General features: G+C 70.4%; 25 protein-coding genes and 1 pseudogene. 17 read left to right on the top strand and 9 right to left on the bottom strand.

Translation table 11 applies throughout. From position 1 onward, the window contains the following. Nucleotides 1-17 precede the first annotated feature (17 nt). The 4 genes from AC3ZJJ_RS17500 (at nt 18) to AC3ZJJ_RS17485 (ending at nt 5,431) form a co-directional block, all read left to right on the top strand. Entirely contained in the window at nt 18-1,823 is a 1,806-nt protein-coding gene (locus AC3ZJJ_RS17500) for an SLC13 family permease (RefSeq protein WP_489893097.1), read from the top strand. Nucleotides 1,824-1,922: 99 nt separating this feature from the next. Beyond that, the gene (locus AC3ZJJ_RS17495; protein ID WP_489893096.1) at nt 1,923-3,608 is read left to right on the top strand and encodes an MFS transporter; all 1,686 of its coding nucleotides are present in this window, start codon (nt 1,923-1,925) and stop codon (nt 3,606-3,608) included. Then, nucleotides 3,605-5,116: a leucyl aminopeptidase family protein gene (locus AC3ZJJ_RS17490; RefSeq protein WP_489893095.1), complete on the top strand. Its 1,512-nt coding sequence runs from the start codon at nt 3,605-3,607 to the stop codon at nt 5,114-5,116. Before AC3ZJJ_RS17495 ends, AC3ZJJ_RS17490 begins: the two co-directional genes overlap by 4 nt. 42 nt (nt 5,117-5,158) lie before the next feature. Then, nucleotides 5,159-5,431, top strand: coding sequence for an SHOCT domain-containing protein (locus AC3ZJJ_RS17485; protein WP_489893094.1), 273 nt, complete (start codon nt 5,159-5,161; stop codon nt 5,429-5,431). A 55-nt stretch (nt 5,432-5,486) separates the two neighbouring features. Here AC3ZJJ_RS17485 and AC3ZJJ_RS17480 read toward each other — a convergent pair whose 3' ends face one another. Both AC3ZJJ_RS17480 and AC3ZJJ_RS17475 read right to left on the bottom strand, forming a co-directional pair. Next, nucleotides 5,487-6,308, bottom strand: coding sequence for an enoyl-CoA hydratase-related protein (locus AC3ZJJ_RS17480; RefSeq protein ID WP_489893093.1), 822 nt, complete (start codon nt 6,306-6,308; stop codon nt 5,487-5,489). 510 nt (nt 6,309-6,818) lie between these two features. Continuing rightward, nucleotides 6,819-7,088 carry a hypothetical protein gene (locus AC3ZJJ_RS17475; protein WP_489893092.1) on the bottom strand — a complete coding sequence of 90 codons (270 nt, stop codon included), beginning with the start codon at nt 7,086-7,088 and terminating at the stop codon, nt 6,819-6,821. On the opposite strand from AC3ZJJ_RS17475, the pseudogene AC3ZJJ_RS17470 reads away from it, so the two are divergent. Both AC3ZJJ_RS17470 and AC3ZJJ_RS17465 read left to right on the top strand, forming a co-directional pair. Continuing rightward, nucleotides 7,087-7,170, top strand: a pseudogene (locus tag AC3ZJJ_RS17470) (hypothetical protein); the annotation flags it as partial. The gene AC3ZJJ_RS17475 and the pseudogene AC3ZJJ_RS17470 overlap by 2 nt on opposite strands. A 124-nt stretch (nt 7,171-7,294) precedes the next feature. Continuing rightward, nucleotides 7,295-7,618 carry a calcium-binding protein gene (locus AC3ZJJ_RS17465; protein WP_489893091.1) on the top strand — a complete coding sequence of 108 codons (324 nt, stop codon included), beginning with the start codon at nt 7,295-7,297 and terminating at the stop codon, nt 7,616-7,618. Between the two features lie 9 nt (nt 7,619-7,627). On the opposite strand, the gene AC3ZJJ_RS17460 is transcribed toward AC3ZJJ_RS17465, so the two are convergent. Then, on the bottom strand, nt 7,628-7,975 hold the full coding sequence (locus tag AC3ZJJ_RS17460; RefSeq protein WP_489893090.1) for a hypothetical protein: 348 nt from the start codon (nt 7,973-7,975) through the stop codon (nt 7,628-7,630). A gap of 288 nt (nt 7,976-8,263) precedes the next feature. Between AC3ZJJ_RS17460 and AC3ZJJ_RS17455 the strand changes: the two genes are divergently transcribed. Further along, nucleotides 8,264-8,569: a hypothetical protein gene (locus AC3ZJJ_RS17455; protein WP_489893089.1), complete on the top strand. Its 306-nt coding sequence runs from the start codon at nt 8,264-8,266 to the stop codon at nt 8,567-8,569. Between the two features lie 29 nt (nt 8,570-8,598). Here AC3ZJJ_RS17455 and AC3ZJJ_RS17450 read toward each other — a convergent pair whose 3' ends face one another. The 3 genes from AC3ZJJ_RS17450 to AC3ZJJ_RS17440 form a co-directional block, all read right to left on the bottom strand. Beyond that, a complete protein-coding gene (locus AC3ZJJ_RS17450) occupies nt 8,599-9,336 on the bottom strand; it encodes an alpha/beta fold hydrolase (protein WP_489893088.1) in 738 nt (245 codons plus the stop codon). A gap of 77 nt (nt 9,337-9,413) precedes the next feature. Then, entirely contained in the window at nt 9,414-10,397 is a 984-nt protein-coding gene (locus AC3ZJJ_RS17445; RefSeq protein ID WP_489893087.1) for a DMT family transporter, read from the bottom strand. Continuing rightward, nucleotides 10,394-10,972, bottom strand: a complete 579-nt coding sequence (locus AC3ZJJ_RS17440; protein ID WP_489893086.1) for a TetR/AcrR family transcriptional regulator — start codon at nt 10,970-10,972, stop codon at nt 10,394-10,396. The genes AC3ZJJ_RS17445 and AC3ZJJ_RS17440 overlap by 4 nt, the downstream gene beginning before the upstream one ends. Nucleotides 10,973-11,247: 275 nt before the next feature. On the opposite strand from AC3ZJJ_RS17440, the gene AC3ZJJ_RS17435 reads away from it, so the two are divergent. From AC3ZJJ_RS17435 to AC3ZJJ_RS17395, 9 genes are all read left to right on the top strand, one after another. Next, nucleotides 11,248-12,624, top strand: coding sequence for an MFS transporter (locus tag AC3ZJJ_RS17435; RefSeq protein ID WP_489893085.1), 1,377 nt, complete (start codon nt 11,248-11,250; stop codon nt 12,622-12,624). Nucleotides 12,625-12,753: 129 nt separating this feature from the next. Next, nucleotides 12,754-13,203, top strand: a complete 450-nt coding sequence (locus tag AC3ZJJ_RS17430) for a PaaI family thioesterase (RefSeq protein ID WP_489893084.1) — start codon at nt 12,754-12,756, stop codon at nt 13,201-13,203. A gap of 92 nt (nt 13,204-13,295) precedes the next feature. Next, nucleotides 13,296-14,237, top strand: coding sequence for a 3-carboxyethylcatechol 2,3-dioxygenase (locus AC3ZJJ_RS17425; protein WP_489893083.1), 942 nt, complete (start codon nt 13,296-13,298; stop codon nt 14,235-14,237). Beyond that, the gene (locus tag AC3ZJJ_RS17420; RefSeq protein WP_489893082.1) at nt 14,234-15,076 is read left to right on the top strand and encodes a 2-keto-4-pentenoate hydratase; all 843 of its coding nucleotides are present in this window, start codon (nt 14,234-14,236) and stop codon (nt 15,074-15,076) included. The genes AC3ZJJ_RS17425 and AC3ZJJ_RS17420 overlap by 4 nt, the downstream gene beginning before the upstream one ends. A gap of 71 nt (nt 15,077-15,147) precedes the next feature. Further along, entirely contained in the window at nt 15,148-16,098 is a 951-nt protein-coding gene (locus AC3ZJJ_RS17415) for an acetaldehyde dehydrogenase (acetylating) (RefSeq protein WP_489893081.1), read from the top strand. A gap of 9 nt (nt 16,099-16,107) precedes the next feature. Then, a complete protein-coding gene (gene dmpG, locus AC3ZJJ_RS17410; protein WP_489893080.1) occupies nt 16,108-17,151 on the top strand; it encodes a 4-hydroxy-2-oxovalerate aldolase in 1,044 nt (347 codons plus the stop codon). Nucleotides 17,152-17,279: 128 nt separating this feature from the next. Further along, the gene (locus tag AC3ZJJ_RS17405; RefSeq protein ID WP_489893079.1) at nt 17,280-17,993 is read left to right on the top strand and encodes an IclR family transcriptional regulator; all 714 of its coding nucleotides are present in this window, start codon (nt 17,280-17,282) and stop codon (nt 17,991-17,993) included. A 149-nt stretch (nt 17,994-18,142) separates the two neighbouring features. Continuing rightward, on the top strand, nt 18,143-19,897 hold the full coding sequence (gene mhpA, locus AC3ZJJ_RS17400; protein WP_489893078.1) for a bifunctional 3-(3-hydroxy-phenyl)propionate/3-hydroxycinnamic acid hydroxylase MhpA: 1,755 nt from the start codon (nt 18,143-18,145) through the stop codon (nt 19,895-19,897). Nucleotides 19,898-20,049: 152 nt separating this feature from the next. Beyond that, a complete protein-coding gene (locus tag AC3ZJJ_RS17395; protein WP_489893077.1) occupies nt 20,050-22,026 on the top strand; it encodes an amino acid permease in 1,977 nt (658 codons plus the stop codon). Nucleotides 22,027-22,072: 46 nt separating this feature from the next. Here AC3ZJJ_RS17395 and AC3ZJJ_RS17390 read toward each other — a convergent pair whose 3' ends face one another. Together AC3ZJJ_RS17390 and AC3ZJJ_RS17385 are read right to left on the bottom strand one after the other, a co-directional pair. After that, a complete protein-coding gene (locus AC3ZJJ_RS17390; RefSeq protein WP_489893076.1) occupies nt 22,073-22,486 on the bottom strand; it encodes a phage holin family protein in 414 nt (137 codons plus the stop codon). A 155-nt stretch (nt 22,487-22,641) separates the two neighbouring features. Continuing rightward, nucleotides 22,642-23,508, bottom strand: coding sequence for an alpha/beta fold hydrolase (locus AC3ZJJ_RS17385; RefSeq protein ID WP_489893075.1), 867 nt, complete (start codon nt 23,506-23,508; stop codon nt 22,642-22,644). Nucleotides 23,509-23,712: 204 nt separating this feature from the next. Between AC3ZJJ_RS17385 and AC3ZJJ_RS17380 the strand changes: the two genes are divergently transcribed. Next, complete coding sequence (locus tag AC3ZJJ_RS17380; protein WP_489893074.1) at nt 23,713-24,942, top strand: multidrug effflux MFS transporter; 1,230 nt, start codon at nt 23,713-23,715, stop codon at nt 24,940-24,942. Between the two features lie 22 nt (nt 24,943-24,964). On the opposite strand, the gene AC3ZJJ_RS17375 is transcribed toward AC3ZJJ_RS17380, so the two are convergent. Then, nucleotides 24,965-25,588 carry a maleylpyruvate isomerase family mycothiol-dependent enzyme gene (locus AC3ZJJ_RS17375; protein WP_489893073.1) on the bottom strand — a complete coding sequence of 208 codons (624 nt, stop codon included), beginning with the start codon at nt 25,586-25,588 and terminating at the stop codon, nt 24,965-24,967. Nucleotides 25,589-25,670: the final 82 nt, after the last annotated feature.

Below are 25,670 nucleotides of genomic sequence, written 5' to 3'. Positions count from 1 at the left end.
GACGTCCGGCTTCCCTCATGACAGACATCGGCCTGACACTGCTGGTCCTCGTCGTCGCGATCGCGGCGTTCGTGTGGAACCGCCTGCCGGTCGAGGTCGTGGCCCTGGGCGTGGCGCTGGCGCTCTACGCGACCGGCGTCGTCGGCCTTGACGACACGTTCGCCGGTTTCGGCAGCGGAACGGTGGTTCTGATCGCCGCCCTCTTTGTGGTGGCCGAGGCGCTCGACGCCGCCGGCGTGACCACGTGGCTCGGAAGCCTGCTCATCAGGTTCGCCGGAACGAGCCGCGCGCGGCTTCTGGCGCTGATGATGGGCCTCACCGCCCTGCTGACCGCCTTCATCAGCGTGAACGGCGCCGTGGCCGCCCTGTTGCCGATGGTTGTTGTGCTCGCCGTCCGCCTGGGCCGCAAGCCGGCGCAGCTCCTCATGCCGATGGCCTTCGCCGCCCACGCCGGCTCGCTGCTTGTGCTCACGGGATCGCCCGTCAACATCCTGATCCTCAACGCCACCGTGGAATCGGCGGGGCGCGGGATCGGCTTCTTCGAGTTCGCGCTGGTCGGGCTCCCGCTGCTGGCGGGAACCATCGCCCTGACCCTGTGGCTCGGCCCCGCCCTGTTGCCGGACCGCGTCCCGCAGTCCCTCCCCCGGGACTTGGGATCGCACGGCGAGACACTCAGGCGGCACTACCTGGGGGACGACGCGCTCAGCCGGCTGCGCATCCCCGAGGGTTCGGCGCTGGTGGGCCTGCCCCTGCGCGGGCTTCGGGGGGAAGACGCGGCCGCGGGGGTGCACCTGATCAGCGTGCAGCAACCCAACGGAAAACCGTCCACCCACTCGGCGCTGGAGGCCGGGGACCACATCGTTGTGCGCGGGGACCAGCGCCAGATCGACGCCTTCGCCGCCCGGCACACACTCCAGCAGGACGCCGGGGCAACCTGCGGCCTGATCAGCGGCTCCTACGGCATCGCCGAGGTGGTCGTCGCCCCGCGCTCAAACCTCGTCGGCACCGAGGCGTACCCGGGCATGGTCACGGACAGCGGAGCCCTGGTGGTGTTGGCCCACCAGCATCCCGGCGCCGCGCACACCCCGGGGCGAACCACGATCGCGGCCGGCGACAGGCTGCTCCTGCAGGGCACGTGGTCCGCCCTGGACCGCCACACCGAGGACCACAACGTGCTGCTGGTCGACTCGCCGGACGCCATCCGGCGGCAGACCGCCCCCTTCGGGCCCGAGGCCGTGCCCGCGCTCGCGGTGCTGGCCGCCATGGTGGTCCTCCTCGCGACCAACGCGGTCCCCGCACCCGTCGCCGCGGTGCTGGCCGCGATGGCCATGGTGGTGTTCGGGGTGGTGACTCCGCGCCAGGCACACCGTTCGATGGCCTGGCAGACACTCATCCTCGTGGCCGGCATGATTCCGCTCTCCACGGCCATCACCGCAACGGGCACCGCTGACGCGCTCGCCGACGTCCTTGTCTCGGCGACCGGGGCCTCCGGACCGCTGGCGCTGCTGGCGGGAATCTTCCTTGTCACCGCGGCCCTGGGCCAGCTGATCAGCAACACCGCCACGGCGCTCATCATCATCCCCATCGCCCTGTCGGTCGCCGACGAGTCGTCCATCAACCCCTACACGGTGTTGATGTGCGTGTCCGTCGCGTCCTCCGCGGCCCTCCTCACCCCGGTTTCGACGCCCGCAAACATGATGATCATGCAACCGGCCGGCTACCTCTTCGGGGACTACTGGAAGTTCGGGTTGGCCATCATGGCGCTGTACGCCGCGGTCGCCATCCTGCTGGTGCCCGTCATTTGGCCCATGGGGGCCCCATGACCGGGACCGGAGGCGCGCGCGAGGGCGCTTGCCCACATTTTCCGCCGGATTCCACCGCCCATCCTCCGGGACCGGGCCTAGTACACCAAGGAGCCTGCAATGGCCCATGATTCCACGCCGAACACAACGACGGCGCCCGAGGTCGCGGCGTCCTGGCTGCCCCTGATCGTGGTGGTCATGACCCAGATCCAGGCGTCCTTCGCGGTGAACGCCCTGACCGTCTCGATGCAGGGCATCACCACGGATCTGGATACGCCCGCGACCTCGGTCGGCACCGCCATCACCGCCGGCACGTTTTCGATGGCCGCCTTTATCCTGCTCGGGGCGAAGGTCGGCGCGCGATTCGGAACGCGCCGCGTCTTCCAGATCGCCGTCGGCATCCATGCGGCCGCCATGGCGTGCGTGGCCCTGAGCCTGAGCCCGGCGATGCTGTTCATCGCCCAGGCCTCGTCCGGCGCGGTCATAGCCCTCATCGCGCCGGCGCTGACGGTGTTCATCGCCTCGAACTACAAGGACGAACAGCAGGCCAAGGCCATCGGGCTCCTGGCCGCCGCCATCCCGGCGGCGGGCGTCCTGGCGCTGTTGGTCGCGGGCTGGTTCGCCACCACCATCGGCTGGCGGTATTCCTTCGGACTGATGGTCCTGCTGGGCGCCGCCAACCTGCTGCTGAGCTTCAGGCTCCGGAGCGTCCCCGCCCAACCCGCCCTCGGGATCGATTGGGTCGGCGCGTTCGTCGCGGCGGCCTCCATCATCCTGCTCAGTTTCGGCTTCAGCGGCATGGCCTCCTGGGGCGTCTGGATCGCGACCGACCAGTCCCCCTTCACCATCCTAGGCCTCTCCCCCGCCCCGCTGCTGATCCTCCTCGGGGCCATCGCGGGACAGGTGTTCTTCCTCTGGGTCCGCAAGCGCCAGGAGGCCAAGCAGCCGCGCATCTTCGACCTGCGGGTCCTGGCATCCAGGTCCGAGCTCGCCGTGACCGCCTGCATGGCGACGATGTTGTTTGTGGGCACGGCCGCCAATTTCCTGATCCCCCTGTACATGCAGATGGTTCAGGGCCGGTCCAGCATCGAGACGTCGTTCTCGATCATTCCCTACACGCTTTCCATCTTCCTGGCCAGCACCTTCGTGGCGTTCCTCTACGACCGTTTCCCGCCGCGCGCCATCGCCCAGGCCGGCTTCGTTGTGGTGGCCGGGGCCCTGGCCCTGATCGCGTTCACGATCCGCAACGACTGGGGGCAGCTGTTTGTGGTCCTCGGCCTGATCCTGCTGGGGCTGGGGCAGGGCGCGATCGTGGCGCTGGTGTTCAACACGCTGCTCAGCGCGGTCCCCAAGCAGCTCGCCGGCGACGTCGGCGCCTGGAGGGGCCTGGTGCACAACCTGTCGGGAAGCGTGGGCATCGCCGTCGCGAGCGCCTTCGCCGTCGGAATGCTGTCCGCCCTCATCGCGACCGGCGCCGAGGAGCACCCGGACATTTCGCCGGAGCTCATCTACGGCGTGAACATCAACGACGCCGACTTCATGACCAACGAGCAGCTCGAGGCGGCCCTCGGGGACCTGGTGGGAAGTCCTGCCGAACTGGCCGCTGCCACCGAGGTCAACGCCGAGGCCCGGCTGCGGGCCCTCCAGATCTCCCTGCTCGGACTCTCCGGCCTGGCCCTGCTGGCCATCGTCCCGGCGGGGCGCATGCCGGGCCGGATGAAGGGCGACCTGCCCGAGCAGCTGGAGCCGGACGATCCGGACGCGCTCCCCGACGAGCCCACCACGAGCAGAGAGGCGAGACCATGAACCCCGAACCGTACAAGCTCATCCCCGACGGATTCACCCCCATCCCGAGCGTGGAGCGGCCGGAGCCCGAGTTGCAGTGGGTGGACGATTTCGGCGAACTCGACGCGCTTGGCGTCCTGGTCGCGTCGGAAGGGGACGTTCCCGCGTCCCTCGGCCTGGACCGGCCGGCGCTGGAACGCGCCGGCTTCCAGGCGGAGCCCGGCACAACCCTGCAGGTGGCCACCCCCTCCGGCGCCCTGCTGGTGGCCGTCGGCGGCGGGAGCCTGGGCTCCCTGGGCGCCGCGGAGTGGCGCAAGGCGGCGGCGGCGCTCGTGCGTGCCACGTCCCGCCACGCGCGGATCGGCTTCGAGTTGCCCGGGCTCCCCGGGGCGGACCCCCGTGCCCTTGGCCAGGCGCTGGCGGAGGGCGCGCTGTTGGCCCGCTACAGCTACGACCCGCTCAAGAGCAAGGCGGCGGGTCCCGCCCTTTCGCTCCTGCAGTTCCGCTCCCCCGGCGTCGACGGGGCCGAGGCGACCCAAGGCGCGGCGAGGGGTCGCGTGTGCGTGAGGGCCACGAACATCGCCAGGGACCTGTCCAACGCGCCCCCCAGCCACCTGACCGCCGCCGGACTTGGCGAGGTCGCGAAGGACCTTGGGCGGCGTTTCGGATTCCGCGTTGAGGAGTCCGACAAGGAGCAACTCATCGACCTGCGCTGTGGTGGCCTGCTGGGCGTGAACGCCGGGAGCGCCCAGGAGCCGCGCATGCTCAAGCTCGCGTTCGTGCCCGAAGGCACCCGCTCCGGCCACTTGGGCCTGGTGGGCAAGGGCATCATGTACGACTCCGGGGGCGTCAGCCTCAAGCCCAGCGACCCCATGCACCTGCTGATGAAGATGGACATGGGCGGGGCCGCGGCCGTCCTCGCGGTCTTCACCGCGCTGCGCGACCTCGGCTGCACCGCGGCCGTCACCGGCTTCCTGATGTGCACCGACAACATGCCCTCGGGCTCGGCCTACAAGCTGGGCGACGTGCTCACCTCACGCAGCGGCACCACGATCGAGGTCAAGAACACCGACGCCGAGGGGCGCCTGGTAATGTGCGACGCCCTGACTCTCGCCATCGAGGACGACGTCGACGCGATCGTGGACATCGCGACGCTCACGGGTGCCGCGCTGATGGCACTCGGACAGCTCACCGCGCCCGTGTTTGGGAACAACCAGGCGCTGGTCGATCAGGTGCTGGCGGCCGGCGGAGACACCGACGAGCAGGTCTGGCAACTGCCGCTCGAGCGGGCGTACCGCCAGCAACTGGACTCCGACGTGGCCGACATCTCCAACCTCGGAGGCCCCTACGCGGGCTCAACCACGGCCGCGCTGTTCCTCGCCGAATTCGTCGGCGAGACCCCGTGGGCCCATCTGGACATCGCGGGCACCATGCAGACGGAGAAGGACGACGCGTGGCGCAGCAAGGGGGCCACCGGGTTCGGTGCCCGGCTGCTCATCGACCTCGCCCTCCGCTTCGGAAGGGATTGAACGTCAGCCGACAGCAGTGGATCGAACGAAAGGCGAATCACCATGGGTATCTTCAGGACAGCGGGCCGCGCGGCGGTTGTGGGGGCGGTGGTCGGCCGCACGCACCGCAGGCAACAGCAGCGCTTTGCGGCCGAGGACGCCGCCCTCGCCGCGCGCACCGGAACGCCGCCGCCGGCCGGGGCCGCGCAGGGCGGCGTGGTCGACGACACCGACCACATGCTCACCCAGCTCAAGCAGCTGGGGGAACTACGCAGCGCCGGCGTGTTGACGGAGGAGGAATTCCAGGCCCAGAAGGCACGGATCCTTTCGCCCTAGGGCAGGGCGCCGGGATACCCGGAACACGCGACCGATCGGTGGTCGGGAGCACAACCTAGCGACCGGTCCAGGCAGGGGCGCGCTTCGCCTTGAAGGCCGCCACGCCCTCGCCGCAGTCGGCCGATTCCAGCACGCCCGGCCCCTCCGCATACGTCCGCGCCCAGCCGCCGTCCTCGTCGGGACAGTCCAGCCCGTCCCCCGACGCTTCGAAACCGCGCGCTATCCGCTTGGTCGCGGCGACGCTCAGCGGCGCGTTGGCGGCGATGCGGCCGGCGAGCTCCAGTGCGGCCTCGAGCACCCCCGCCGCGGGAACCACGCGGTTCACCAGCCCCCACCGCGCGGCCTCGTCCGCGGACAGCGCCCTTCCGGTCAGCATGGCCTCCAGGGCGATCTTGGGCGGCAGGTGCCGGTAGAGGCGGAAGGCCCCGCCACCTCCCGGATACACCCCCACCTTGACCTCGGGCAGACCGAAGACGGCGTTCTCGGCCGCGACCACCAGGTCGCAGGCCAGCAGGATCTCGGTGCCGCCGCCCAGGCACGCCCCGTTCGCCGCGAGGATGACGGGCTTGGAAATGTGGTGCCGGACGATTCCCGCGAAGCCCCACGCGTCCCCCCCGGGCGCGCTCGAGCGCAGCAGCTCCCCCGCGGCCAGCGCCTCGATGTCCGCCCCGGCGGTGAACGCCCTGGTGCCCGAACCGGTCAGGACCAGGGCGCGGACGGCGGGATCGGCGTCGGCCTCCTCGAATGCGGCGCCGAGCGCCGTGGCGACCTCGGTGTTGATGACGTTGAGCCGCTCCGGCCGGTTGATCGTCACGACCAGCGCGGCTCGGATGCGTTCAACCAGCACGACGCCGGTCGGCTCGGGTTGGGATTCCATGGGGTGCCTTTCGGTCGGCGGACGCGTCCGGACCCACGGTCGCACGCGCGCACACACCGCCGATGCCGCATGTTCCGGTGAGCGGAACGAAACCGTCGGCCACGGCGTGGCCCGCCGCGGGCAGGATACCCGTCCGTCGCCGATGGCTGTCACCGGCGGCGGAGAACGAACTTGGTGCCCACATCTTGTGCTCCGCCGGTGCTGCGGCCGGATGCACGCGACCTACACTGGCCGCGGGACCACTGAATTGTGGGCCGGATCCGGCCCATTCCCCACCGGGACAGGTATTCGCACACCGTAGTGCCCCATCATGGGGCGGGTCGAGGGCGCGGCCATGGAACACGCGAACGGATTGGGCTGGCGGGCGCCGCCGCCGCCACCGTGCGGAAGGCCTTGCATGTGCCTGGCCTCCCTGGGGCTGTTGGGCGCGTTCTGTCCGCTGGCCGCCGCGGGTGTTTCGGCCGCGGACGATCCGCCCGCCGTCGCCGTCGCGTCGCTCGACGGCGGGGGTCAGCTGACGGTCCGGTCCCGGACGGCGGCGGGCAACCACCTGTCCGTCTCGAAGAGTGGCGTGGATTTTGTGGTGAGGGACGCACGGGGTCCGGTGACCGCCGGGCACGGGTGCAGGGCGGCGCCACACTCGCGGAAGGCCGTCTGCCACGGCAGCGTCACAAAGGTCGCCGTCGTCCTCTCGCCCCGTGCGGATTGGCTCAGCGTCCACGTGCCGGTCCCCGTGCGCGCCTCGGGCGGGCGCGGGTCCGACTGGCTGAGCGCCCGCATGGGCCAGGCCGCCCCGGTCGTCTTCGACGGGGGGCCGGGAGACGACATGCTGTACGGCGGGGACTCCGGGGACGTCCTCACCGGCGGCCACGGCGACGACATCCTGGCGGGCGGTCCCGGGCGGGACACGGTCTCCTACGCAGGGCGACCGACGCCGGTGACGGTGAGTCTGGACGGCAGACGGCGGGGCCGGCGAGGAGGACAGTGTGCGCGGCGACGTGGAAAACATCGTCGGGACGGGGGCCACGGACACCCTCGTCGGAAACTTCAAGGACAACCGGATATGGGGCCACGGCGGAGACGACCTGATACGCGGTCTCGCCGGCCGCGATTCCCTGTTCGACGGGGGCGGAAACGACTTCGTCTTCGGCGGGCCCGGACCGGACGCCGCCTTCGGAGACGGGGGCGCAGACTACCTCGGCGGTCTGGACGGCGCCGCGGGGAACGACCGTATGCATGGCGGCAACCGGACGGACATCTGCACTGCCGACGAGGACGACGCGCGACGGGCCTGCGAGAGGTGGCGGTAGGGGAGGACCCTAGCGCTGCTCCCGCAGGAGGCGGCCCAGGACAAGCACCGCAACCGCGGCCATGCCGATGCCGGCGGCGACCAGCAGCGTCAGGTAGAAGATCTCCAGGGCCAAAATGCCGTTCTGTCCCGCGACCGCCACCAGGACGGGGATCATCCCCACCAGCAGACTGACGATGAACCATCCCATGATGAAGACCACGCCGATGTCGGCGATGCCGATCTTTTGGTCCCGGGCGCGCGCGCCGCCCGCCGATTCACTCTGCGGCACGCGTTCCCTCTTCGCGGCGCGGATCCGCCAGGCGATGCCCAGCGCAAAGACGATCAGAAGCAGGATCACTCCGGGGATGAACTCCATGCTGGTTCACTACCTCTCGGTTGCTGGAATGCCGTGCCGGCATCTGCACTCACCCTAAGGGCAATCGGCCGTCCCGCCACAGCTTTCCGCGCTCCCTTCGCCCCGCCACGGACCGTCGGCGCCGTCGTCGGCCTGCGTTCCGGCGCCGGGTCCGCGGAGGACGGCCAAAGTCATTTGGTTGCCTGTGTTCCCTAAACCGGCGGAATGGGAGAACATGCGAAGACCATTAACTACCGGGCTGCGGGGGCAGCGAACGCCCCGCGCCTGCCCGCGGGAAGGCAGGACAACATGAGCATCACCCATGCGCAGGAACACGCGCACGGAGAGGCGGCTCCGACTCCCGCCGACGCCATGCGCGGCACCGGAGGCCACATGACGGGCCGGGCGGTGCTCCAACCGCTGAGCATCAACGGGATCGAGGCCCGTCCGGCCGGGTCCGCGCGCTACGACGTCCGCGTGGCCGCGACGCACAGGAGTCTGGGCGGTGTCCGGGTGTGCGACGACGGCCGCTACGAGGCCGTCGACGGCGCGGGCGGCTTCGCGGGCGTGCACAAGACCCTCTCCGAGGCCCTTCAGCGGCTGGCGGACAACTGACCCCCAAAGCGCGTCCTCCCAGCCCGACGTCACGATGCCATCCACGACTCCAGCGCCTGGTTGAACCGTTCGGGCTGCGCGAACGGGGCATCGTGCCCCGCGCCGTCGATCAGCGCCAGCCTGCTGTTCGGCAGCAAGGCGGACGCTCGCTCCATACCGGCGATCAGCGTCCTCCGCTCGCGGGACCCGGCCACGAACAGTAGGGGGCGGGCCGGCCGGACAACCTCCGCAGGCATCTTGAAGGAGAAGTTGGCGTAGAGCAGGTTCTCCAGCGACGACGCCGTCATCGACCGCGAAACGGCCAGGTACTCCTCCAGCTCGTCCCCGTGGAGGGACAGCCCCCGCGCCTGCAGTCGCGCGAACCGTTCGACCCGTGCCAGCGGGGCCGCGGCCGACGAGACCCTGGCGACGAGCCGGGCGCCCCTCCACGGCGACAGCAGCGAGCTGACGACCACGGTCCGCGAGACGTGGGCCGGGTTCGCCCGCGCCAGCTCTAGGGCCACCTGCCCGCCGACCGAAAACCCGACCACCGTCACGCTCCCGCCCAGCCCCTCGAGACCTATCTCCCCGGCAATTGCCCGGGCCGCCTCCGCATGGGAACGGTACACGGTCGGGTTGCCCGGCTCGTGCCCCGGGAGGGTGGGCGTGTGAACGCCGTATCGCCCGCCGAAGTGCTCGCGCTGCCGCCGCCACATCCAGGGCCCGACCCCGCCGCCATGGACAAAGACGAGGTGATGGTCAATCGGCTCTTCGGGGCGCTTCTCCATGGCACAAATCGTCGCATGAGGGGGAGCCTCCCGACCTCCGGCCCGCACCCGGGGGTGAGCGCGCCGTCAGCGGCCGCTCAGTGCGGGTCCCGCACCGCGGCGGCGCCGGCGGGCGAGGGCGCGGGGCGCAACCGGGCGGGCTCCGCGGACAGCCCTCCCGGCGCGTTGGTGGGCGCGAAGGCCAGGACCACCAGCGCGGCGCCGATGATCGCCAGCCCGGCCCAGCCGCCCGCGGACAGGCGCTCGCCGACGACGATCACCGCCAGGACGGCGGCGACCGCCGGTTCGCTGAGCGTCAGCGTGGTGGCCGTGGTCGGCCGCACCCGGGTGAGTCCGTAGCCGAAGAGCAGGTAACCCAGGAACATCGGCACCAGCGCCATGTAGGCGGCGACGCCGAACGACTGCGCGGAGGCGAGGAGCGGCGCGCCGGTCGCCAGCAGGACCGGCACGAGGAGCACCCCGCCGCCGCCGAATACCGCCCCCATGGACGCCGCCCTCCCCACCCGGAGGGCCATAAGCCGGTGGACGACCCAGGAATAGAGCGCGTAGGTGGCGCCGGCAACCAGCCCCAGCGCGATGCTCGCGGTCAGGGGGCCGACGCTGGCCATCGTTCCGTTCATCTTGGACAGGCACAGCAGGAGGGACCCGACCGTGCCCAGCCCGGCCGCGAACATCCACCACCGGCTCAGCGGCTTCCGCTCCACCACTCGCTCGAGGAGGCCCGACGCAAGCGGGGCGGAGGCCAGCGACACCACCGTCCCGACGGCCACACCGCCCAGGTGCATCGAGCTGTAGAAGGCCAGCGGGTAGACGGCCACGGCCAGCGCGCCCGCGGCCACCAAGGGCGCGTGGCGGCGCAGCGCACTCCATGCCCTCCGCAGGGACGGGACGGCGATGGCCGCCTGGAGCAGGCCGCCGATGCCCAGCGCTGCGGCGCCCATGGCCAGCGGCCCGACGCCGGGGGCGAAGGTGGCCGCCGTGCCCGTGGTCCCCCACAGGATCGACGTCAGAAGAATCGCCAGGACTCCGCCGTTGATGGGCCCGTGCCATGGTCGGTTCACGGCGCGCCCAGCAGGTCCGCGGCGATAGCCCGTGCCCGGACCAGGCGGGTATCCCCGCCCTCGAGTCCCGCGCGGGCCACCGCACCCTCGAGCAGGAAGGACAGGTGTTCCGCCAGGCCCACCGCCCGCTCGGGGCCGGCGGCCTCGGCCAGCCGCTCCGCCAGGATGACCTCGACCTCCTCCTTGTGGCGGCGGACGGCGGCGCGGGCCGGGTCGTCGGTCCCGAGCTCGGCGGCGGCGTTGAGGAGTCCGCAGCCCCGGAACCCGTGGTCGTAGGCCGCCGCGGCATGGTCGAGGTACGCGTCGAAAACGGCGAGGACACGCTCCGCCGGGGACGACGCCGCCGCGGAGCGCGCCAGGCAGAGGCCGAGCCACTCGTCGTGGCGGGCGTCCACGTACGCCTCGACCAGGGCCGCCTTCGAGGCGAAGTTGTTGTAAAGGCTCATCTTGGCCACGCCCGCCTCCGCCGTGATCGTATCGATCCCCGTCGCGGCGATCCCGTCGGCATAAAAGCGCCTCGCCGCCGCCGCGAGAATCCGCTCCCGTGCGGACACGCGAGCCTGCCGCTCACCCAATGGAGCCTCCTGTTGTCGTCAAACATAGTTAGGTAGACCAGTCTACCTAACGGGACTCCGCCGGCCAAGGATGCCTGATGCCCGGCGTCCCGCGGGTCGCGAAAGGTCCCTGGGCGGCGCGCCTTCCCCCGGGCGTCCTGTCCACTGCGCCGGAGGCCACAAAACCCTGCGAACGTTCCACGCCTCGGCACGCACGGTAGGTGGTGGGGGTCACACCATTCAGGGTGATACCTAGACCCACTGGTCCGATCCCCACAGAACGTCCAGGAGAACCCATGTCATCGAACCTTTCCACGCCGGCGGCCGTCCCTCCGGCGAACGGCGGCCCCGCCAAGAAGGACCAGCGCCGCGCGCTGGTGTCCAGCTTCCTCGGCTCGACGGTCGAGTACTACGATTTCCTGCTTTACGCGGCCGCTGCCGGCCTGGTCTTCCCGAAGCTGTTCTTCTCAAACGAGATGGACCCGGCGCTCGGCACCATCCTTTCCTTCGTGATCCTGCTGGCCGGTTACATCTCCCGTCCGATCGGCGGCATCCTGTTCGGGCACTTCGGCGACAAGTTCGGCCGAAAGAACATGCTTTTCATCACCCTGATGATGATGGGCATCGTCTCGATCTGCATCGGCCTGATGCCGACCTACGCCGCCATCGGAGTCGCCGCACCGCTGATCCTGGTGCTGCTGCGCGTGATCCAGGGCCTGGCGGTCGGCGGCGAATGGGCGGGCGCCACGCTGATGGCCGCCGAGCACGTCACGGAGAAGAACCGCGGCTTCGCCGCATCCATTGCCGTCACCGGCGGCCCGACCGGCTCCGTCCTGGCGACGCTGGTCCTCGGCCTCTTCGCCGGCCTCCCGGAGGACGCGTTCCTCAGCTGGGGCTGGCGCGTTCCGTTCCTGATGTCCGCCGCCCTGGTGGTCATCGGCCTCTACCTCCGCTACCGGGTCACGGAGTCGCCCGACTTCGTCAAGGCCCGCGAGGCGGGCGACGTCCACACGGGCGTCCCCATCCTGCGCGTGCTCAGGAAGTACCCGCTGTCTACCCTGTACGGCATCCTGGCCGCCGCCGGCCCCCTGTTCATGCAGGCGTTGTTGGCAGTCTTTATGGTTCCCTACGTCGTCTCGACGGGCGCCGTCGACCGCCAAACCGCGCTGATGATGCTGACAGCCTCCTCGTTCGTGCACATCTTCGCCATCCCGTTCTTCGCCTGGCTCTCCGACAAGTTCGGGCGCAAGCCGGTCATGCTGGTCGGGGCCGCCGTCTCCGTGGCCCTGGTGTTCCCGATGTTCGCGATGTTCAACTCCGGAAGCTACTGGCTGATCGCCCTCGCGTTTATGGTCGGCAACCCCATCATCCAGGCCTCGATGTACGGCCCGATCGGCGCCTTCCTGGCCGAGAAGTTCGAGACCGAGGACCGCTACACGGGCGTCTCCCTGACGTTCCAGATGGGCTCCGTGCTGGGCGCGGGCACGGCGCCCCTGCTGGCCACCCTCCTGGTGGGCCTGGAGAACGGCGCCGGCACCACCAACATCGCCTGGTACTTCATCGGACTGATCGCCGTCTCCGCGCTCGCCGTCCACCTCTCCAAGGAGACCCGCGGCCGTGCGGACCGCGACCGGACGTCGCGACAGGACGCCACGGCGGACAGCGCGGTCTGACCCCCGCGCGGCCCCAACAGGCGCCCGTTCTGCCAGGCGGCACCCGTCCTCACCGGACGGGTGCCGCCGTCGTTAGGGTGAGACCAGCCGCGCCCTCCGGGGCGTCCCCCACCATCCCAGGAGCCCACCATGGCACTTCCAGCCACGCTCGAAGAGTTCACCGCCTACGTCGAGAAGTTCGCCGCCAAGCGCGGCTTCGACGACATCGCCGCCACGCTGGGGCTCCAGCCCCAGGCGGTCGACGCCGACTCCATCAGCATGAGCATGCCGCTCACGGACCCGCTGTCCCAGGCCAACGGGATGTTCTCGGCCGCGGCCCTCTTCGGCGCCGCGGACATCACCGGGACCTTCCTGGCCATGCAGGCCTACGCGGGCAGCGGGCAGTTCCCGCTGGCCGTCCAGTCCAACCTCAACTTCATGTCCAACTCCAAGGCCTCCCCCGCTGTCGCCACGGCGCGCATCCTGCGCGGGGGCGGCTCGGTGGCCGTCGCCGAGGTGGTCGTCCGCGACGCCGACGGCAAGGACCTGGTGCACTCGACGTTCACCTACGTCCTCAAGGAACGCAAGCTCGGGAAGTAGGTCGGGTCGTACCGCTGGGTGGAACGGTCGGGTGTCCACGCGCCACGGCCGGGTGTGCAATTGAAGGCAGGACGATCCTAAGGAGCTAACCCATGAAGCAGGCCCTCGTGTGCATGTCGCACAGCCCGTTGCTGGAACACACCGACCCGCCGGCCGAGGTCAAGGCGGCCGTCGAGGCGGCCTTCGACCAGGTCCGGGCATTCGCCGCCGACTTCAAGCCGGACCTGATCGTGAACTTCGGCCCGGACCACTACAACGGCTTCTTCTACGACCTGATGCCGCCGTTCTGCATCGGCTACCGGGCCCACGGCACCGGCGACTACGACTCGTGGGACGGTCCGCTGAACGTCCCGACCGACATCGCCGAGGCGCTGGCCCAGTACGTGATCGACCAGGACATCGAAACCGCGATCTCCCGCCAGATGGAGGTCGACCACGGTGCCGTCCAGCCCATGGAAATCATCTACGGCGACATCAGCGCCATCCCGGTTATCCCCGTGTTCGTCAACTCCGTCGCCCCGCCGTTCTCGAAGATGAGCCGGATCCGCGAATTCGGCACGGCGGTCGGCGAGTTCTTCAAGAACACCGACAAGAGGGTGCTGTTCATCGGTTCCGGCGGCCTGTCCCACGACCCGCCGGTTCCGCAGATCGCCACCGCGACCGAGGAACAGCGCGCGTTCCTGACGGACGGCCGCCACCCCACGCCGGAGGCGCGCGCCGCGCGGCAGCAGCGCACCATCGACACCGCCAAGGCCTTCGCCCGCGGCGAGGCGGACATCATGGACCTGAACCCCGAGTGGGACCGCGAGTTCCTGGAGGTCTGCAAGTCCGGTGACGTGGGACGGTTCGACGCCTACATCCCCGCGGAGATGGACGCCGTCGCCGGCCACTCCTCGCACGAGGTCCGCACCTGGGTCGCGGCCTACTCGGCGCTGCGCGCCTGCGGCGAGTACGAGGTCACGTACGAGTTCTACAAGCCGATCAAGGAATACATCGCCGGCTTCGGCGTCACTACCGCGGTGCTGAAGCCGTGACCGCCGCGGCAGAGAGCGGCGCGGCCGCCTGGACGTCCAACCACTCCGACGAGGCGACCCGCGACGAGCAGTTGCGCCGCCTGGCGGACCAGCTCTTCGAGGCCACCGAGACCCTGGAGCCCGTGCCGCCGCTCCGCGACCGCGTGCTGGACATGACGCTCGAGGACGCCTATGCGATCCAGACACACCAGCTGGAGCGGCACCTGGCCGGCGGGCGCGTCCTGGCCGGACGCAAGGTGGGCCTCACGTCGCCGGCCATGCAGCGGCAGCTCGGCGTCGACTCCCCCGACTTCGGCTACTTCTTCCAGGACATGGTCCACAACGAGGGCGCCAGGCTTCCCGCCGGCGCGTTCATCGCCCCCAAGGTCGAGCCCGAGTTCGGGTTTGTGCTCAGGGAACCGTTGCGGGGCCCGGGCGTCACGCTGGAACAGGCCCGTGCCGCCATCGGCGAGGTCTACGCCGCGATCGAGATCATCGATTCGCGCGTGGCCAACTGGGACATCCGGCTGGTGGACACCGTTGCTGACAACGCCTCCTGCGGCGCGATCGCCATCGGCACCACGCCGCTGGACGTTCCGGTGGAGCGGCTCGCCGCGGTCTCCTGCTCCCTCCTGATCGACGGCGAGGTCCGCGAAACCGGAACCGGCGACGCCGTGATGGGCGATCCCGTGGCGCCCCTCGCCTGGCTGGCCAACGTCCTCGGCGCACAGGGCGTTGCGCTGGAGTCAGGGCAGCTGATCCTGCCCGGCTCCTTCACGAAGGCCCTGCCCGTCGTCTCCGGCGAGTCCGCGACCGCGGACTTCGGGGATCTTGGCTCGCTGACGATCCACTTCGTCTAGCCGCCATCCCACCCGGCGCGCGCCGCCACCCGCGCGCCCCTCCCACTTCCCCACACACAAAGGATTTCCCCATGGCCAAAAAAACCGCCGCCATCGTCGGGTCCGGCAACATCGGAACCGACCTGATGTTCAAGATCATGCGCCGCTCGCGGAACGTCGAGGTGAAGTACATGATCGGCGTCGACCCCGCGTCGGACGGCCTAGCCCGCGCCGCCCGCCTCGGCCTCACCACCTCGGCCGAGGGCGTCGACTGGCTGCTGGCCCAGGACGAGCTGCCGGACTTCGTGTTCGAGTGCACCTCCGCCAAGGCGCACGAAGCCAACGCCCCCAAGTACAAGGCGGCCGGCATCCACGCGATCGACCTGACCCCGGCCGCCGTCGGACCCTACCTGGCACCGGTCGTGAACCTGGACTCGCTGACCGACGTTATGAACGTCAACATGATCACCTGCGCCGGACAGGCCACCACGCCGATCGTTGCGGCCGTCTCCTCGGTGGTCCCCGTGGACTACGCGGAGATTGTGGCCTCCATCGCCTCCAAGTCCGCCGGCCCGGGCACCCGTGCCAACGTGGACGAATTCACGGAGACGACGGCGAAGGCCCTCGAGGTCGTCGGCGGCGCCAAGCGCGGCAAGGCGATCATCATCATCAATCCGGTCGAGCCGCCCATGATGATGCGCAACACCATCTACTGCGCCATCCCCGCAGAGGCCGCCGAGCCCGGCGAGACACGGGAGAGGATCCGCGCGGCCATCGACGAGGCGGCGGCCAAGATCCGCGACTACGTCCCCGGCTACGCGCTGCGCGTCGAGCCGCAGTTCGACGCGGCGCGCGAGGACTGGGGCGGCAACGGGCGCGTCGGCATCTGGGTGCAGGTCGCCGGGGCCGCCGACTACCTTCCCGAGTACGCGGGCAACCTGGACATCATCACCGCGGCCGCCACCCGCACCGCCGATCTGCTGGCCCAGCGGATGGACGAGCATTCCGCCGAGCTGGCCCCCGCCGGCACCGAGACCAAGTAGGAACCCGCCATGACCACCACAACGGACCAGCCCGTGCCCACCATGTTCGACGTCCGCCTGACGGACACCACCCTGCGCGACGGCTCCCACGCCATGAGCCACAAATTCACCGAGCGCCACGTCCGCGACGTCGTCCGCGCCCTCGACGACTCCCGCATCGAGGTCATCGAGGTCACACACGGCGACGGCCTGGGCGGCTCCTCCTTCAACTACGGCTTTTCCCTGACGCCGGAGCTTGACCTGATCAGGGCCGCGGTCGACGAGGCCAGGCAGGCCAAGATCGCCGTCCTGATGCTGCCCGGGCTGGGCACCATCCACGACCTCAACCAGGCGCACGATGCCGGCGCCTCCGTGGCACGCATCGCGACGCACTCGACCGAGGCGGACATCTCGATCCAGCACTTCCAGCACGCCCGCAAGCTGGGCATGGAGACCGTCGGCTTCCTGATGCTCTCCCACCGCACGTCCCCGGAGAACCTCGCCAAGCAGGCCCGCATCATGGCCGACGCCGGCTGCCAATGCGTGTACGTCGTGGACTCAGCGGGGGCCCTGATCCTCGAGGACGTTTCCGACCGCGTGGAGGCCCTGGTCTCCGAGCTCGGCGACGACGCGCAGGTCGGTTTCCACGGCCACCAGAACATGAGCTTCGGCGTCGCCAACTCCGTGTACGCCGTGCGCGCCGGAGCCAAGCAGATCGACGGCACGCTGGTGGCCCTCGGCGCCGGCGCCGGCAACTCCCCCACCGAGGTGCTCGCCGCGGCGTTCGACCGCCTGGAAATCAAGACCGGCGTGGACACGCAGGGGCTGATGGCCGCGGCCGAGGACGTCGTGAAGCCGTTCATTACGCGCATGCCGGTCATGGACCGCGCGTCCATCATGCAGGGCTACGCGGGCGTGTACTCGTCCTTCCTGATCCACGCGGAGCGCGCGGCGGAGCGCTACGGCGTCCCCGCGTACAAGATCCTCGAGGAGATCGGCAAGGCGGGCTACGTCGGCGGGCAGGAGGACATGATCGTGGACGTCGCCGTGCAGCTGGCGGCCGAGGGCAAGTAGCCGGCCGCTGCGTGACAGCTTGTGGTTCCGTCGCGCTGAAGGCCGCCGTGGCAACCAACGTCCTGAACCAATCCGGGAGCGAGGACGAACCGCGTGGTCACGGCGAATGCGTATGCGAAGATCGAGCCGTGAACGTGCAGCCCACCGCCGAACCCGCCCGCCCGGCCTCCCGTACCGCCGGCTCGCAGACCCTTGCCCGCGGACTCGATGTGCTGCGGCAGGTGGCGGCGTCCCGCGACGGCCTGAGCGTCGCCGAGGTGGCCGAGCGGGCGGGAGTCCACCGCACGATCGCATACCGGATCCTCAACACCCTGGCGGACGCGCGCATGATCCACCGGGGGCCGGATGCGCGCTACCGCGGCGCCGCCGGGCTGCTCGCCCTGTCCTCCGCGGCACTCCAGTCGCTCAACGCCGCGGCGCTTCCGGTCCTGCGCGAGACGGTGGACCGGCTGGCGGCCACGGTCGCCCTGATCGTGCGCGAGGGGGACGACGCCGTGGCTCTCGCCGTCGTCGCGCCGACCGGGGGCACCTACCACGTGGCCTTTTCCGAGGGCAGCCGCCATCCGCTGGACCGCGGGGCCGCGGGCCACGCCCTGCTGGCGTCCGGCGCCCCGGAGCCGGGCGAATCCGATGCCGTCCGCGGGGTGCGGGCCGCCGGATTCGCCCGGACGTTCGCCGAGGTGGAACCCAACATGCACGGCCTCGCGGTCCCCATAGACGCCGAGGCCGCCGGGGTCCAGGCCTGCCTGAACGTCATCACGGTGCGCGAGGACGTGGCCGTCAACGCCGTGGCCCCCTTGCGCGCTGCAGCGGCGCGGATCGCGGACCGCCTTCGCGCCTAGCGTGGGCACCGACCCACCCGCTTTGCAGGCGTTCCGCACCACAGCACGCCCCCGTTGACCACGTCACTTTCCGGTGCTGTGATGGAGGCAACAGCTGCAAATAACGGCTACATGGTGCGATATATGCACCATCGAGGGATGGGACCACCGTGAACACTGAACCGCAGAGGACCGACACCCAGAGCGAGGTCCTGATTGTCGGCGCCGGCCCCGCGGGCCTGATGCTGGCCAACATCCTCGGCATGTACGGCCGCAGCGTCACGGTGCTGGAGGCCATGGACCGGCTCATCGACTACCCCCGTGGCGTGGGCCTGGACGACGAGTCTTTCCGCACCATCCAGACGGTGGGCCTCGTGGACTCGATCCGGCCGCACACCACCCCGCAACACATCATGCGGCTGGTCAATGGCGCCGGCAAGGTCATCCTGGTCAACAACCCGCAGACAAAAGAGTTCGGATGGGACCGCAAGCACGGGTTTATCCAGCCGGAGGCGGACAAGGCACTCCACGAGGGCCTGGGCCGGTTCGGGCACGTTCGCGTCCTCTTCGGGCACCGGGTCGAGGACGTCCTGGAGACCGCCGACGGGGTCACCGCGATCGCGCTCGTCGAGGGTCCGGACGGCGAATTGGAGGAGCGCCGTTTCGGAGCCCAGTACCTGGTGGGCTGCGAGGGCGGCAAGTCCCCCACCCGCAAACGCCTCGGCGTGACCTTCGAGGGCGAGTCCCCGTCCACCCGCTGGCTGGTGGTCGACGTGAACAACGATCCGCTGGGCACCCCGAACGTCTTCCTCGGCGCCGACCCCAAGCGCCCGTACGTGTCCATCGGCCTGCCGCACGCCGTCCGCCGCTGGGAGTTCATGCTGCACAACGACGAGACCGAGGAGCAGGTCACCGACCCGGCCTATGTCAACGAACTGCTCAGGGCCCACGTCCCGGACCCCTCGACGCTGCAGTTCATCCGCCGTCGTGTGTTCACGCACCACGCGCGTGTGGCGGGGAACTTCCGCAAGGGCCGCCAACTCATCGCCGGCGACGCCGCCCACCTGATGCCCGTCTGGATGGGACAGGGCTGGAACTCCGGCATGCGCGACGCCACCAATCTGGGCTGGAAGCTGGCGGCCGTGCTGTCAGGCCAGGCGGGGGACGCGCTGCTGGACACCTTCACCTCGGAGCGCAAGGAGCACGCCCAGGCGATGGTGGACCTCTCGCTGACCTTCGGCAACTTCATCAAGATCACCAATCCCGTCCTCGCCGCGGGACGCGACGCCGCGTCCTCCGTGCTCAACCTCTTCCCCTCGGTCAAGAGCTACTTCTCCGACATGAAGTTCAAGCCGATGCCGCGCTACACCCGGGGCGTCCTCGCCGATCCCAACACCCAGGCCTCCGGCAGCGCGGGGGCCAGGCTCACCAGCAGGCTGGTGCCGGTCCTGAGCGCCAACAACAAGGTCTCCCCGGTGGGCGTCCAGTTCCCGCAGCCCCGCGTGAATTCGCGGGACGGCGAGGACATGCTGCTCGACGACGCGATCGGCAACTGGTGGTCCGTCGTGGTGTGGGGCAACAGCCCCAAGGACGTGCTGCCGGCCGAGTCCCTCGACAAGCTGGCGGCCCTCGGCGCCCGGCTGGTATGTATCCTGCCCGAAACGCAGCGTGGTTGGGCCGAAGAGAACATGGGAGGGGACGTCCTGGTCCTCGGCGACCACACGGGACGGATGAAAAAGTGGTTCGACGACCGGCCGACGCCGCTGGTCTTCCTGCGGCCGGACCGCTTCGTCGCCGGCGCCTGCCTGACGCAGGATGCCCCCGCCACCCTGGACGCGATCCTCCGCTCCATGGCCTTCACCGGCCGCAGCGCGGAGCCCAGCCAAGTGGTCGTCCCCAACGACGCGCGCTCCCTGCTGGAGTAGGTGCGGCTGGAAAACCGGGCGTCGGCCGGCCGGCGGCGGGAGGGCGTTAAGGATCCATCAAGATCCGTTCCGCGCCCGGTCCCGGGGCCCGTCGCGTTGCTACTCTCGCAGTGTTCCTGTTGGTTGGGCCGGGTGGTTCAGGGAGGCTTGCGATGACGACGATGAGCAGGCCGCCGGAGGGTTTGCTGGCTCCAAAGCCTGGCCCCGCCGCGGCGTTGCGGGCCTGGCTGCTCCACGACCTCCCCAGGGCCACGGGACTCTCGCACGGCCCGCACGCCGTATCCGTCGCGGAGGGCAGCAAGCATCCGTGGTGGCAGGTGATGTGCCTGACCGGCGTGGACTACTTCTCGACGCTGGGATACCAGCCGGCGATCGCCGCGCTGGCCGCGGGCGCCCTGTCCCCGCTGGCCACCCTGGTGCTGGTCCTGGTGACCCTGCTCGGCGCCCTCCCGGTCTACCGTCGGGTCGCCGCCGAGAGCCCGCACGGGTCGGGGTCGATCGCGATGCTGGAGCGGCTGCTGCCCCGGTGGCGCGGCAAGCTCTTCGTCCTTGCCCTTCTGGGCTTCGCCGTCACCGACTTCATGATCACCATGACGCTCTCCGCCGCGGACGCCACCGCGCACCTGGTTGAGAACCCGCTGCTTCCGGATTCGTCGCGGAGCCATGCCGTGGGCATCACCCTGGTGCTCCTCGGCGCCCTGGCCGCGGTCTTCCTGCGCGGGTTCCGGGAGGCGATCGGGGTGGCGGTGGCCGTCGTGGCGCTCTACCTGGGGCTCAACGCGGTCCTCATCGCCGTGTGTCTGGTGGAGGCGCTGACCCACCCGGTCGCCGTGGCCGACTGGTGGGAGGCCCTGTCCTCCTCGCACGGCAGCCCCATGCTGGCCGTGTCCGTCGCCCTACTGGTCTTCCCGAAGCTTGCCTTGGGGCTGTCGGGATTCGAGACGGGGGTGGCTGTGATGCCCCAGATCCGGGGCGCCGACCGCGACTCCGAGGAGTATCCGGCGGGACGGATCGTTGGCGCCCGGCGCCTGCTGACCACGGCGGCGGCGACCATGAGCTGCTTCCTGCTCGCCTCCAGCTTCGTGACGGTGGTCCTGATCCCGGCGGCGGAGTTCCTGCCCGGCGGCGAGGCCAACGGACGGGCCCTGGCCTATCTGGCACACGAGAATCTCGGGACGGGCTTCGGTTCGGTGTACGACGCCAGCACCATCCTCATCCTCTGGTTCGCCGGGGCATCGGCCATGGCCGGGCTGCTGAACATCGTCCCGCGCTACCTGCCCCGCTACGGGATGGCACCGCAGTGGACGCGGGCCAAGCGGCCCCTGGTCCTGGTGTTCGCGGCCGTCGCGTTCCTCGTCACCGTGCTCTTCGAGGCCGACGTCGACGCCCAGGGCGGCGCCTACGCCACGGGCGTGCTGGTGCTGATGACGTCCGCGGCCATCGCGGTGACGCTGTCCGCCCGGCAGCGGCGGCAGCGGTGGCCGGCCCTCGGGTTCGGCGCGATCACCGTGGTCTTCCTCTACACGACGGCGGCGAACATCGTCGAACGGCCCGAGGGCATCCGGATCGCGTCCCTGTTCATCCTGGCGATCGTGGTGGTCTCGTTCCTGTCCAGGGCGCGGCGGTCCTTCGAGCTGCACTCAACCCGCACCCGCTTCGACGAGGCGGCCCTGGAGTTTCTCGTCGCCGAGGACACCGGGCCGATCCCGATCATCGCCCACGATCCCAACCACGAGGCCGCCGAGGCCTACCGCAGCAAGCTGGCGGCCGCCCGGACGGTGAACCGGCTGCCGGCGGACGTGGACGTCCTGTTCCTGGAGGTCGTCGTCGACGACTCCTCCGAATTCGAGACGGAGCTGGAGGTCCGCGGGAGGACCAGGCACGGGTACCGGATCCTCGAGGTCCACGGGCCAGGGGTACCCAACACGATCGCCTCGGTGCTGCTGCACATCCGCGACGTGACCGGACTGATGCCCCACGTCTACTTCCGGTGGACCGAGGGCAACCCCCTGGCCAATCTGGTGCGTTTCCTCGTCTTCGGCGAGGGAGAGATCGCGCCGGTCACCCGCGAGGTGCTGCGCAGGGCCGAGCCCGACGTCGCCCGGCGGCCCTGGGTCCACGTGGGCTGAGGTCGGCGGCGGGCCCGCGGACCCAAAGGACCGTGGGACGCAGGCGTCAGGCCACGGCCCGGCGGATGTTCCTCTTCTCGGTGCGCTTGTCCCACCAGCGATTGAGCACAAGGAATCCCAGGATCCACGTCCCGAGGGCGGTCACGATCCAGACCAACAGCGGCGTCAGGATCCAGGCCGTGAGACCGGAGATCGCCAGGCCGTCCGGTATGAGGGTCGCGATCCAGAGAGCCAGCAGGGTCGATACCAGGCCCACGCCGCCGAGGATGGCCGAGGCGTACTGGCGGGCCATGTTGAAGACGAAAGGGCCCAGAACTGCCTGGGCCAGGACGAAGACGACGACGGCGGTAACGAATCCCGAGGGCTGCAGCGCAACGCCGTCGATCAGCGCGCCCGCCAGCAGCAGCCCGATGGCGGCCATCACGACGTTGATGGCCGCCTGAAGCAGCATGCGGATCATGGCAATCCCTGTTCCGGGGCTCCGAGCGGCCGGTTCGGGCCGGCCGTGGCGCCCTGTGTGGGCGGCAACGAGAACCCCTCCGATGACTCCATGAGAGACCCCGCCGTTCGCCCGGTCAAGAGGTGGCGCCGCGCTTTCCCGCCCGTGGCCGCGGGCTACTTGCCGCCGACGCCGCGCGCGGAGAGGTACTGCTTGACGACCGCGTTGAACTCCTCGGCGCGCTCTACCTGGGACCAGTGGCCGCACTGGCTGAAGATGTGCGCGTCGGCGCTCGGGATCACGTTCAGCAGCTCCCAGGTGCGCGACGGCGGGATCACGACGTCCTGCATGCCGTGCACCAGAAGCACCGGAATCTCCAGCGTGGAAAGCACGTCGAAGTCCAGCGGAAGCGCGTCGCGGTCGCGGTCGCGGGCCGTGACGACCTCGACCAGGCGGTCGGAGGCGGTGTCGTTGAGGGCCGACTGGTAGCGCAGCGAGACGAGCTCGTCGGTGACCAATGACTTGTCGACAACGAACTGCTCCAGCGTGCGGCGGATGCCCGCCTCGGAGAGCTCCGGCTTCGCGTGGCCGGACAGCGCGGCGGTCTTCTTGGCGCCACCGGTGCCCATGGAGACGATGCCCAGCAGCCGCTCCGGGAAGTCGATGGCGAACTGCATGGCGACCCAGCCGCCGATCGAGTTGCCAACGATCCACGTCTTGTCGATCCCGAGGGCGTCGAGCACGCGCACGGAGTGGCGGACCCATTCCTTGATGCCGTACTCGGTGCCGGGAGCCACGATCGACTGGCCGTAGCCGATCGAGTCGATCGCGATGCAGCGGCCCAGCTCGGAGATCTCCGGCAGGTTCAGCCACCAGTTGGCCGCGGCGGTGACGCCCGTGCCCGAGCCGTGCAGGAACAGGATCGGGGTGCCCTCGCCGAGCTCGTGGTAGTGGGTGACCTCGCCGGGGGCGGTCTGAAGCCACTTGTCCTCGAGGCCGAAGAACTCGTCGGTGACATAGTCGGGTATCTGAACTGTGGTCATGGCGCACTCCTGTTGCTCGTCGTCGCGCAGAGGTCCTCGCGGACCCGTGGCATGGGTGGTTCGGCCCGCGCCGCGCGCGGGAGTCCCCTCCCGATCCAGCCTAGGCACGCGGCGGCGGCGTGCCACGGGCGTGTTCCGATGGGCGGCACGTTCCGGCGGGTTCACGAAGCGGGGCGGGCGCGCGCCGCGGGATAGCATCTGCCCATGTCCTTCCACGGGTCCGGCGCCGTTGGCGCATCCGGTCGCATCCCCTGGCCGCTGCTGGCCGCGCTCGCGCTGTTGACGATGACCGGCCCGTTGGCGACCGACCTCTACCTGCCGGCGTTTCCGCGGATCGCCGAGGACCTGGGCGTCGGCGCCTCGGCCGTCCAGCTGACGTTGACCGCGTTCCTGCTGGGCATGGGTGCCGGCCAGCTGCTGTTCGGCGCGCTGTCCGACCGCTATGGGCGGCTCCGCCCGCTGCTGTTCGGCTGCTCCGTTTTCGTCGCGGCATCGGTCGGCGTGGCCGTCTCCCCATCCGTTGAGATGCTCACGGCGTTCCGGCTCCTGCAGGGGATGGGCGGGGCCGCGGGTGTGGTGCTTGCCCGCGCGATCATTGCCGACCGGGTGTCCGGGCCGCCCGCGGCCCGGCTGTTCAGTATCCTCATGACCATCTCGGCGGTCGCGCCGGCCGTCGCGCCACTGGCCGGCAGCCTGGTGCTGTTGGCCTCGGACTGGCGCGGGGTGCTCTGGGTGTTGGCGGGGGCCGCGGCCCTGATGCTGCTGGGAACCCTGTGGCAGATCCGCGAAACGCTGCCGCCCGAGCGTCGGCGCAAGGGCTCGCTCTTCGGCGGGCTGGCGGCCGCCATCCGCCACCGCCGCTTCGTGGGCTACGTGGTCCTGTTCGCCTCGGCGTTCGGCGTGATGATGGCGTACATTTCCGGCTCGCCCTTCCTCTACCAGGAGATCATCGGCGTGACGCCGACGGTCTACGGCATCCTCTTCGGCGTCAACGCGCTGGGGCTGATGGCTTCCGGCCTTGTTGCGGCGCGGCTCGCCACGCGGGTGCGGGTCCGCAGCACGGTGACGGTGGCCGTCCTCTGGCTGCTCTTCGTCTCCGCGGTGTTCGCCGGCTGCGCGGTCTTCGGGGCCCCCGCCTGGACGCTGGCCGTGCTGGTCTTCGGCGTGACGTCCGGCGTCGGTTTTGTTATGGGAAACACCACCAGCCTGGCGCTGGCCGAGGTCCGGCACGTCTCCGGGAGCGGCTCGGCGTGGCTGGGCGGGGCCCAGTTCACCATGGGCGCCGTCGTCAGCCCTCTCAGCGGCATCGGGGGCGGCTCCAGCGCGGTCCCGCTCGGCTTCGTCCTGCTCGGCTCGGCGCTGCTGGCATGCGCCGCCCTGGCCTACACAAGCGACCGCTTCCATACGCGTCCTGGGCGGGCGGCCGCCCCGTAGGCGGGGGCGCCGTCAGGTCCCGTCAGCCGGGAGGCCCGAACGCCGCGGCGCCCGGTCCGCTGAGTTCACCCTGGCGGACGGGGCGCCCGGACAGCGCCAGAAGCAGCACGATCGCCGCGCCCCGAACTTCCGGGCCGGCGCCGACGTCGAGGCCCGCGTCGGTGGCGACCAGCCGCAGGCCCCGCGCCCTCTCCTTTCCGCCGCCCTGGCCCACCGGGGTCTTCGCCTGGAAGCGCAGGGCGGTGGCCACGTGGGCTGCGGGATAGGTTCCGCTCATTCCGAGGGGACGGCGGATGTCCTCGCCATGGACAAACGCTTCGACCAAACGCGTCGCCAGCGGAGCCGGGGCGCTGGTCGTCCGGCCGCTCGCCGCACGAAACCCAGCGAGCGTGCGGCGCGGGTCGTCCGCCCGTTCGCGCGTGACGCCGGCGGCGTTGCACCGGTCGAAGTCGAATCCCGCCGCGGCGAAGTGCCGGACGAATCCCAGCCGCGTGGTCTTGGCGTCGTCGACGAGGTGCGCCAGGACGTCGTGGACGCTCCATCCGGGGCACAGCGACGGCGTCTCCCACAGTCCCGGCGGCAAGGCTTCGAGGTCCCGCGCCAGCGCCTCGCGCTCGGCGTGAACCACCGTCCAAATCCCGCTCATCAGACCCCCTAGTCGCCGCCCCGACCAGCGTCGCGGGCGCGCCCCTGCCTGTCAAGGAAACCGGCCGCGCGCCCCGACCATC

It is taken from the genome of Arthrobacter sp. AOP29-A2-19 (genome assembly GCF_058138025.1).
This window is presented reverse-complemented; position numbering and strand designations above follow the sequence as displayed.

What these genes read in the sequence shown, in the direction of transcription:
- AC3ZJJ_RS17455 (WP_489893089.1), top strand. Translation starts at nt 8,264, where the DNA reads ATGAGCATCACCCATGCGCAGGAACACGCGCACGGAGAGGCGGCTCCG.
- AC3ZJJ_RS17425 (WP_489893083.1), top strand. Translation starts at nt 13,296, where the DNA reads ATGAAGCAGGCCCTCGTGTGCATGTCGCACAGCCCGTTGCTGGAACAC.
- AC3ZJJ_RS17385 (WP_489893075.1), bottom strand. Translation starts at nt 23,508, where the DNA reads ATGACCACAGTTCAGATACCCGACTATGTCACCGACGAGTTCTTCGGC.
- AC3ZJJ_RS17380 (WP_489893074.1), top strand. Translation starts at nt 23,713, where the DNA reads ATGTCCTTCCACGGGTCCGGCGCCGTTGGCGCATCCGGTCGCATCCCC.
- AC3ZJJ_RS17490 (WP_489893095.1), top strand. Translation starts at nt 3,605, where the DNA reads ATGAACCCCGAACCGTACAAGCTCATCCCCGACGGATTCACCCCCATC.
- AC3ZJJ_RS17430 (WP_489893084.1), top strand. Translation starts at nt 12,754, where the DNA reads ATGGCACTTCCAGCCACGCTCGAAGAGTTCACCGCCTACGTCGAGAAG.
- AC3ZJJ_RS17475 (WP_489893092.1), bottom strand. Translation starts at nt 7,088, where the DNA reads ATGCGGGCGCTCAGCCAGTCGGACCCGCGCCCGCCCGAGGCGCGCACG.
- AC3ZJJ_RS17480 (WP_489893093.1), bottom strand. Translation starts at nt 6,308, where the DNA reads ATGGAATCCCAACCCGAGCCGACCGGCGTCGTGCTGGTTGAACGCATC.
- AC3ZJJ_RS17495 (WP_489893096.1), top strand. Translation starts at nt 1,923, where the DNA reads ATGGCCCATGATTCCACGCCGAACACAACGACGGCGCCCGAGGTCGCG.
- AC3ZJJ_RS17460 (WP_489893090.1), bottom strand. Translation starts at nt 7,975, where the DNA reads ATGGAGTTCATCCCCGGAGTGATCCTGCTTCTGATCGTCTTTGCGCTG.
- AC3ZJJ_RS17500 (WP_489893097.1), top strand. Translation starts at nt 18, where the DNA reads ATGACAGACATCGGCCTGACACTGCTGGTCCTCGTCGTCGCGATCGCG.
- AC3ZJJ_RS17415 (WP_489893081.1), top strand. Translation starts at nt 15,148, where the DNA reads ATGGCCAAAAAAACCGCCGCCATCGTCGGGTCCGGCAACATCGGAACC.
- AC3ZJJ_RS17435 (WP_489893085.1), top strand. Translation starts at nt 11,248, where the DNA reads ATGTCATCGAACCTTTCCACGCCGGCGGCCGTCCCTCCGGCGAACGGC.
- AC3ZJJ_RS17395 (WP_489893077.1), top strand. Translation starts at nt 20,050, where the DNA reads ATGACGACGATGAGCAGGCCGCCGGAGGGTTTGCTGGCTCCAAAGCCT.
- AC3ZJJ_RS17375 (WP_489893073.1), bottom strand. Translation starts at nt 25,588, where the DNA reads ATGAGCGGGATTTGGACGGTGGTTCACGCCGAGCGCGAGGCGCTGGCG.
- dmpG (WP_489893080.1), top strand. Translation starts at nt 16,108, where the DNA reads ATGACCACCACAACGGACCAGCCCGTGCCCACCATGTTCGACGTCCGC.
- AC3ZJJ_RS17450 (WP_489893088.1), bottom strand. Translation starts at nt 9,336, where the DNA reads ATGGAGAAGCGCCCCGAAGAGCCGATTGACCATCACCTCGTCTTTGTC.
- AC3ZJJ_RS17390 (WP_489893076.1), bottom strand. Translation starts at nt 22,486, where the DNA reads ATGATCCGCATGCTGCTTCAGGCGGCCATCAACGTCGTGATGGCCGCC.
- AC3ZJJ_RS17485 (WP_489893094.1), top strand. Translation starts at nt 5,159, where the DNA reads ATGGGTATCTTCAGGACAGCGGGCCGCGCGGCGGTTGTGGGGGCGGTG.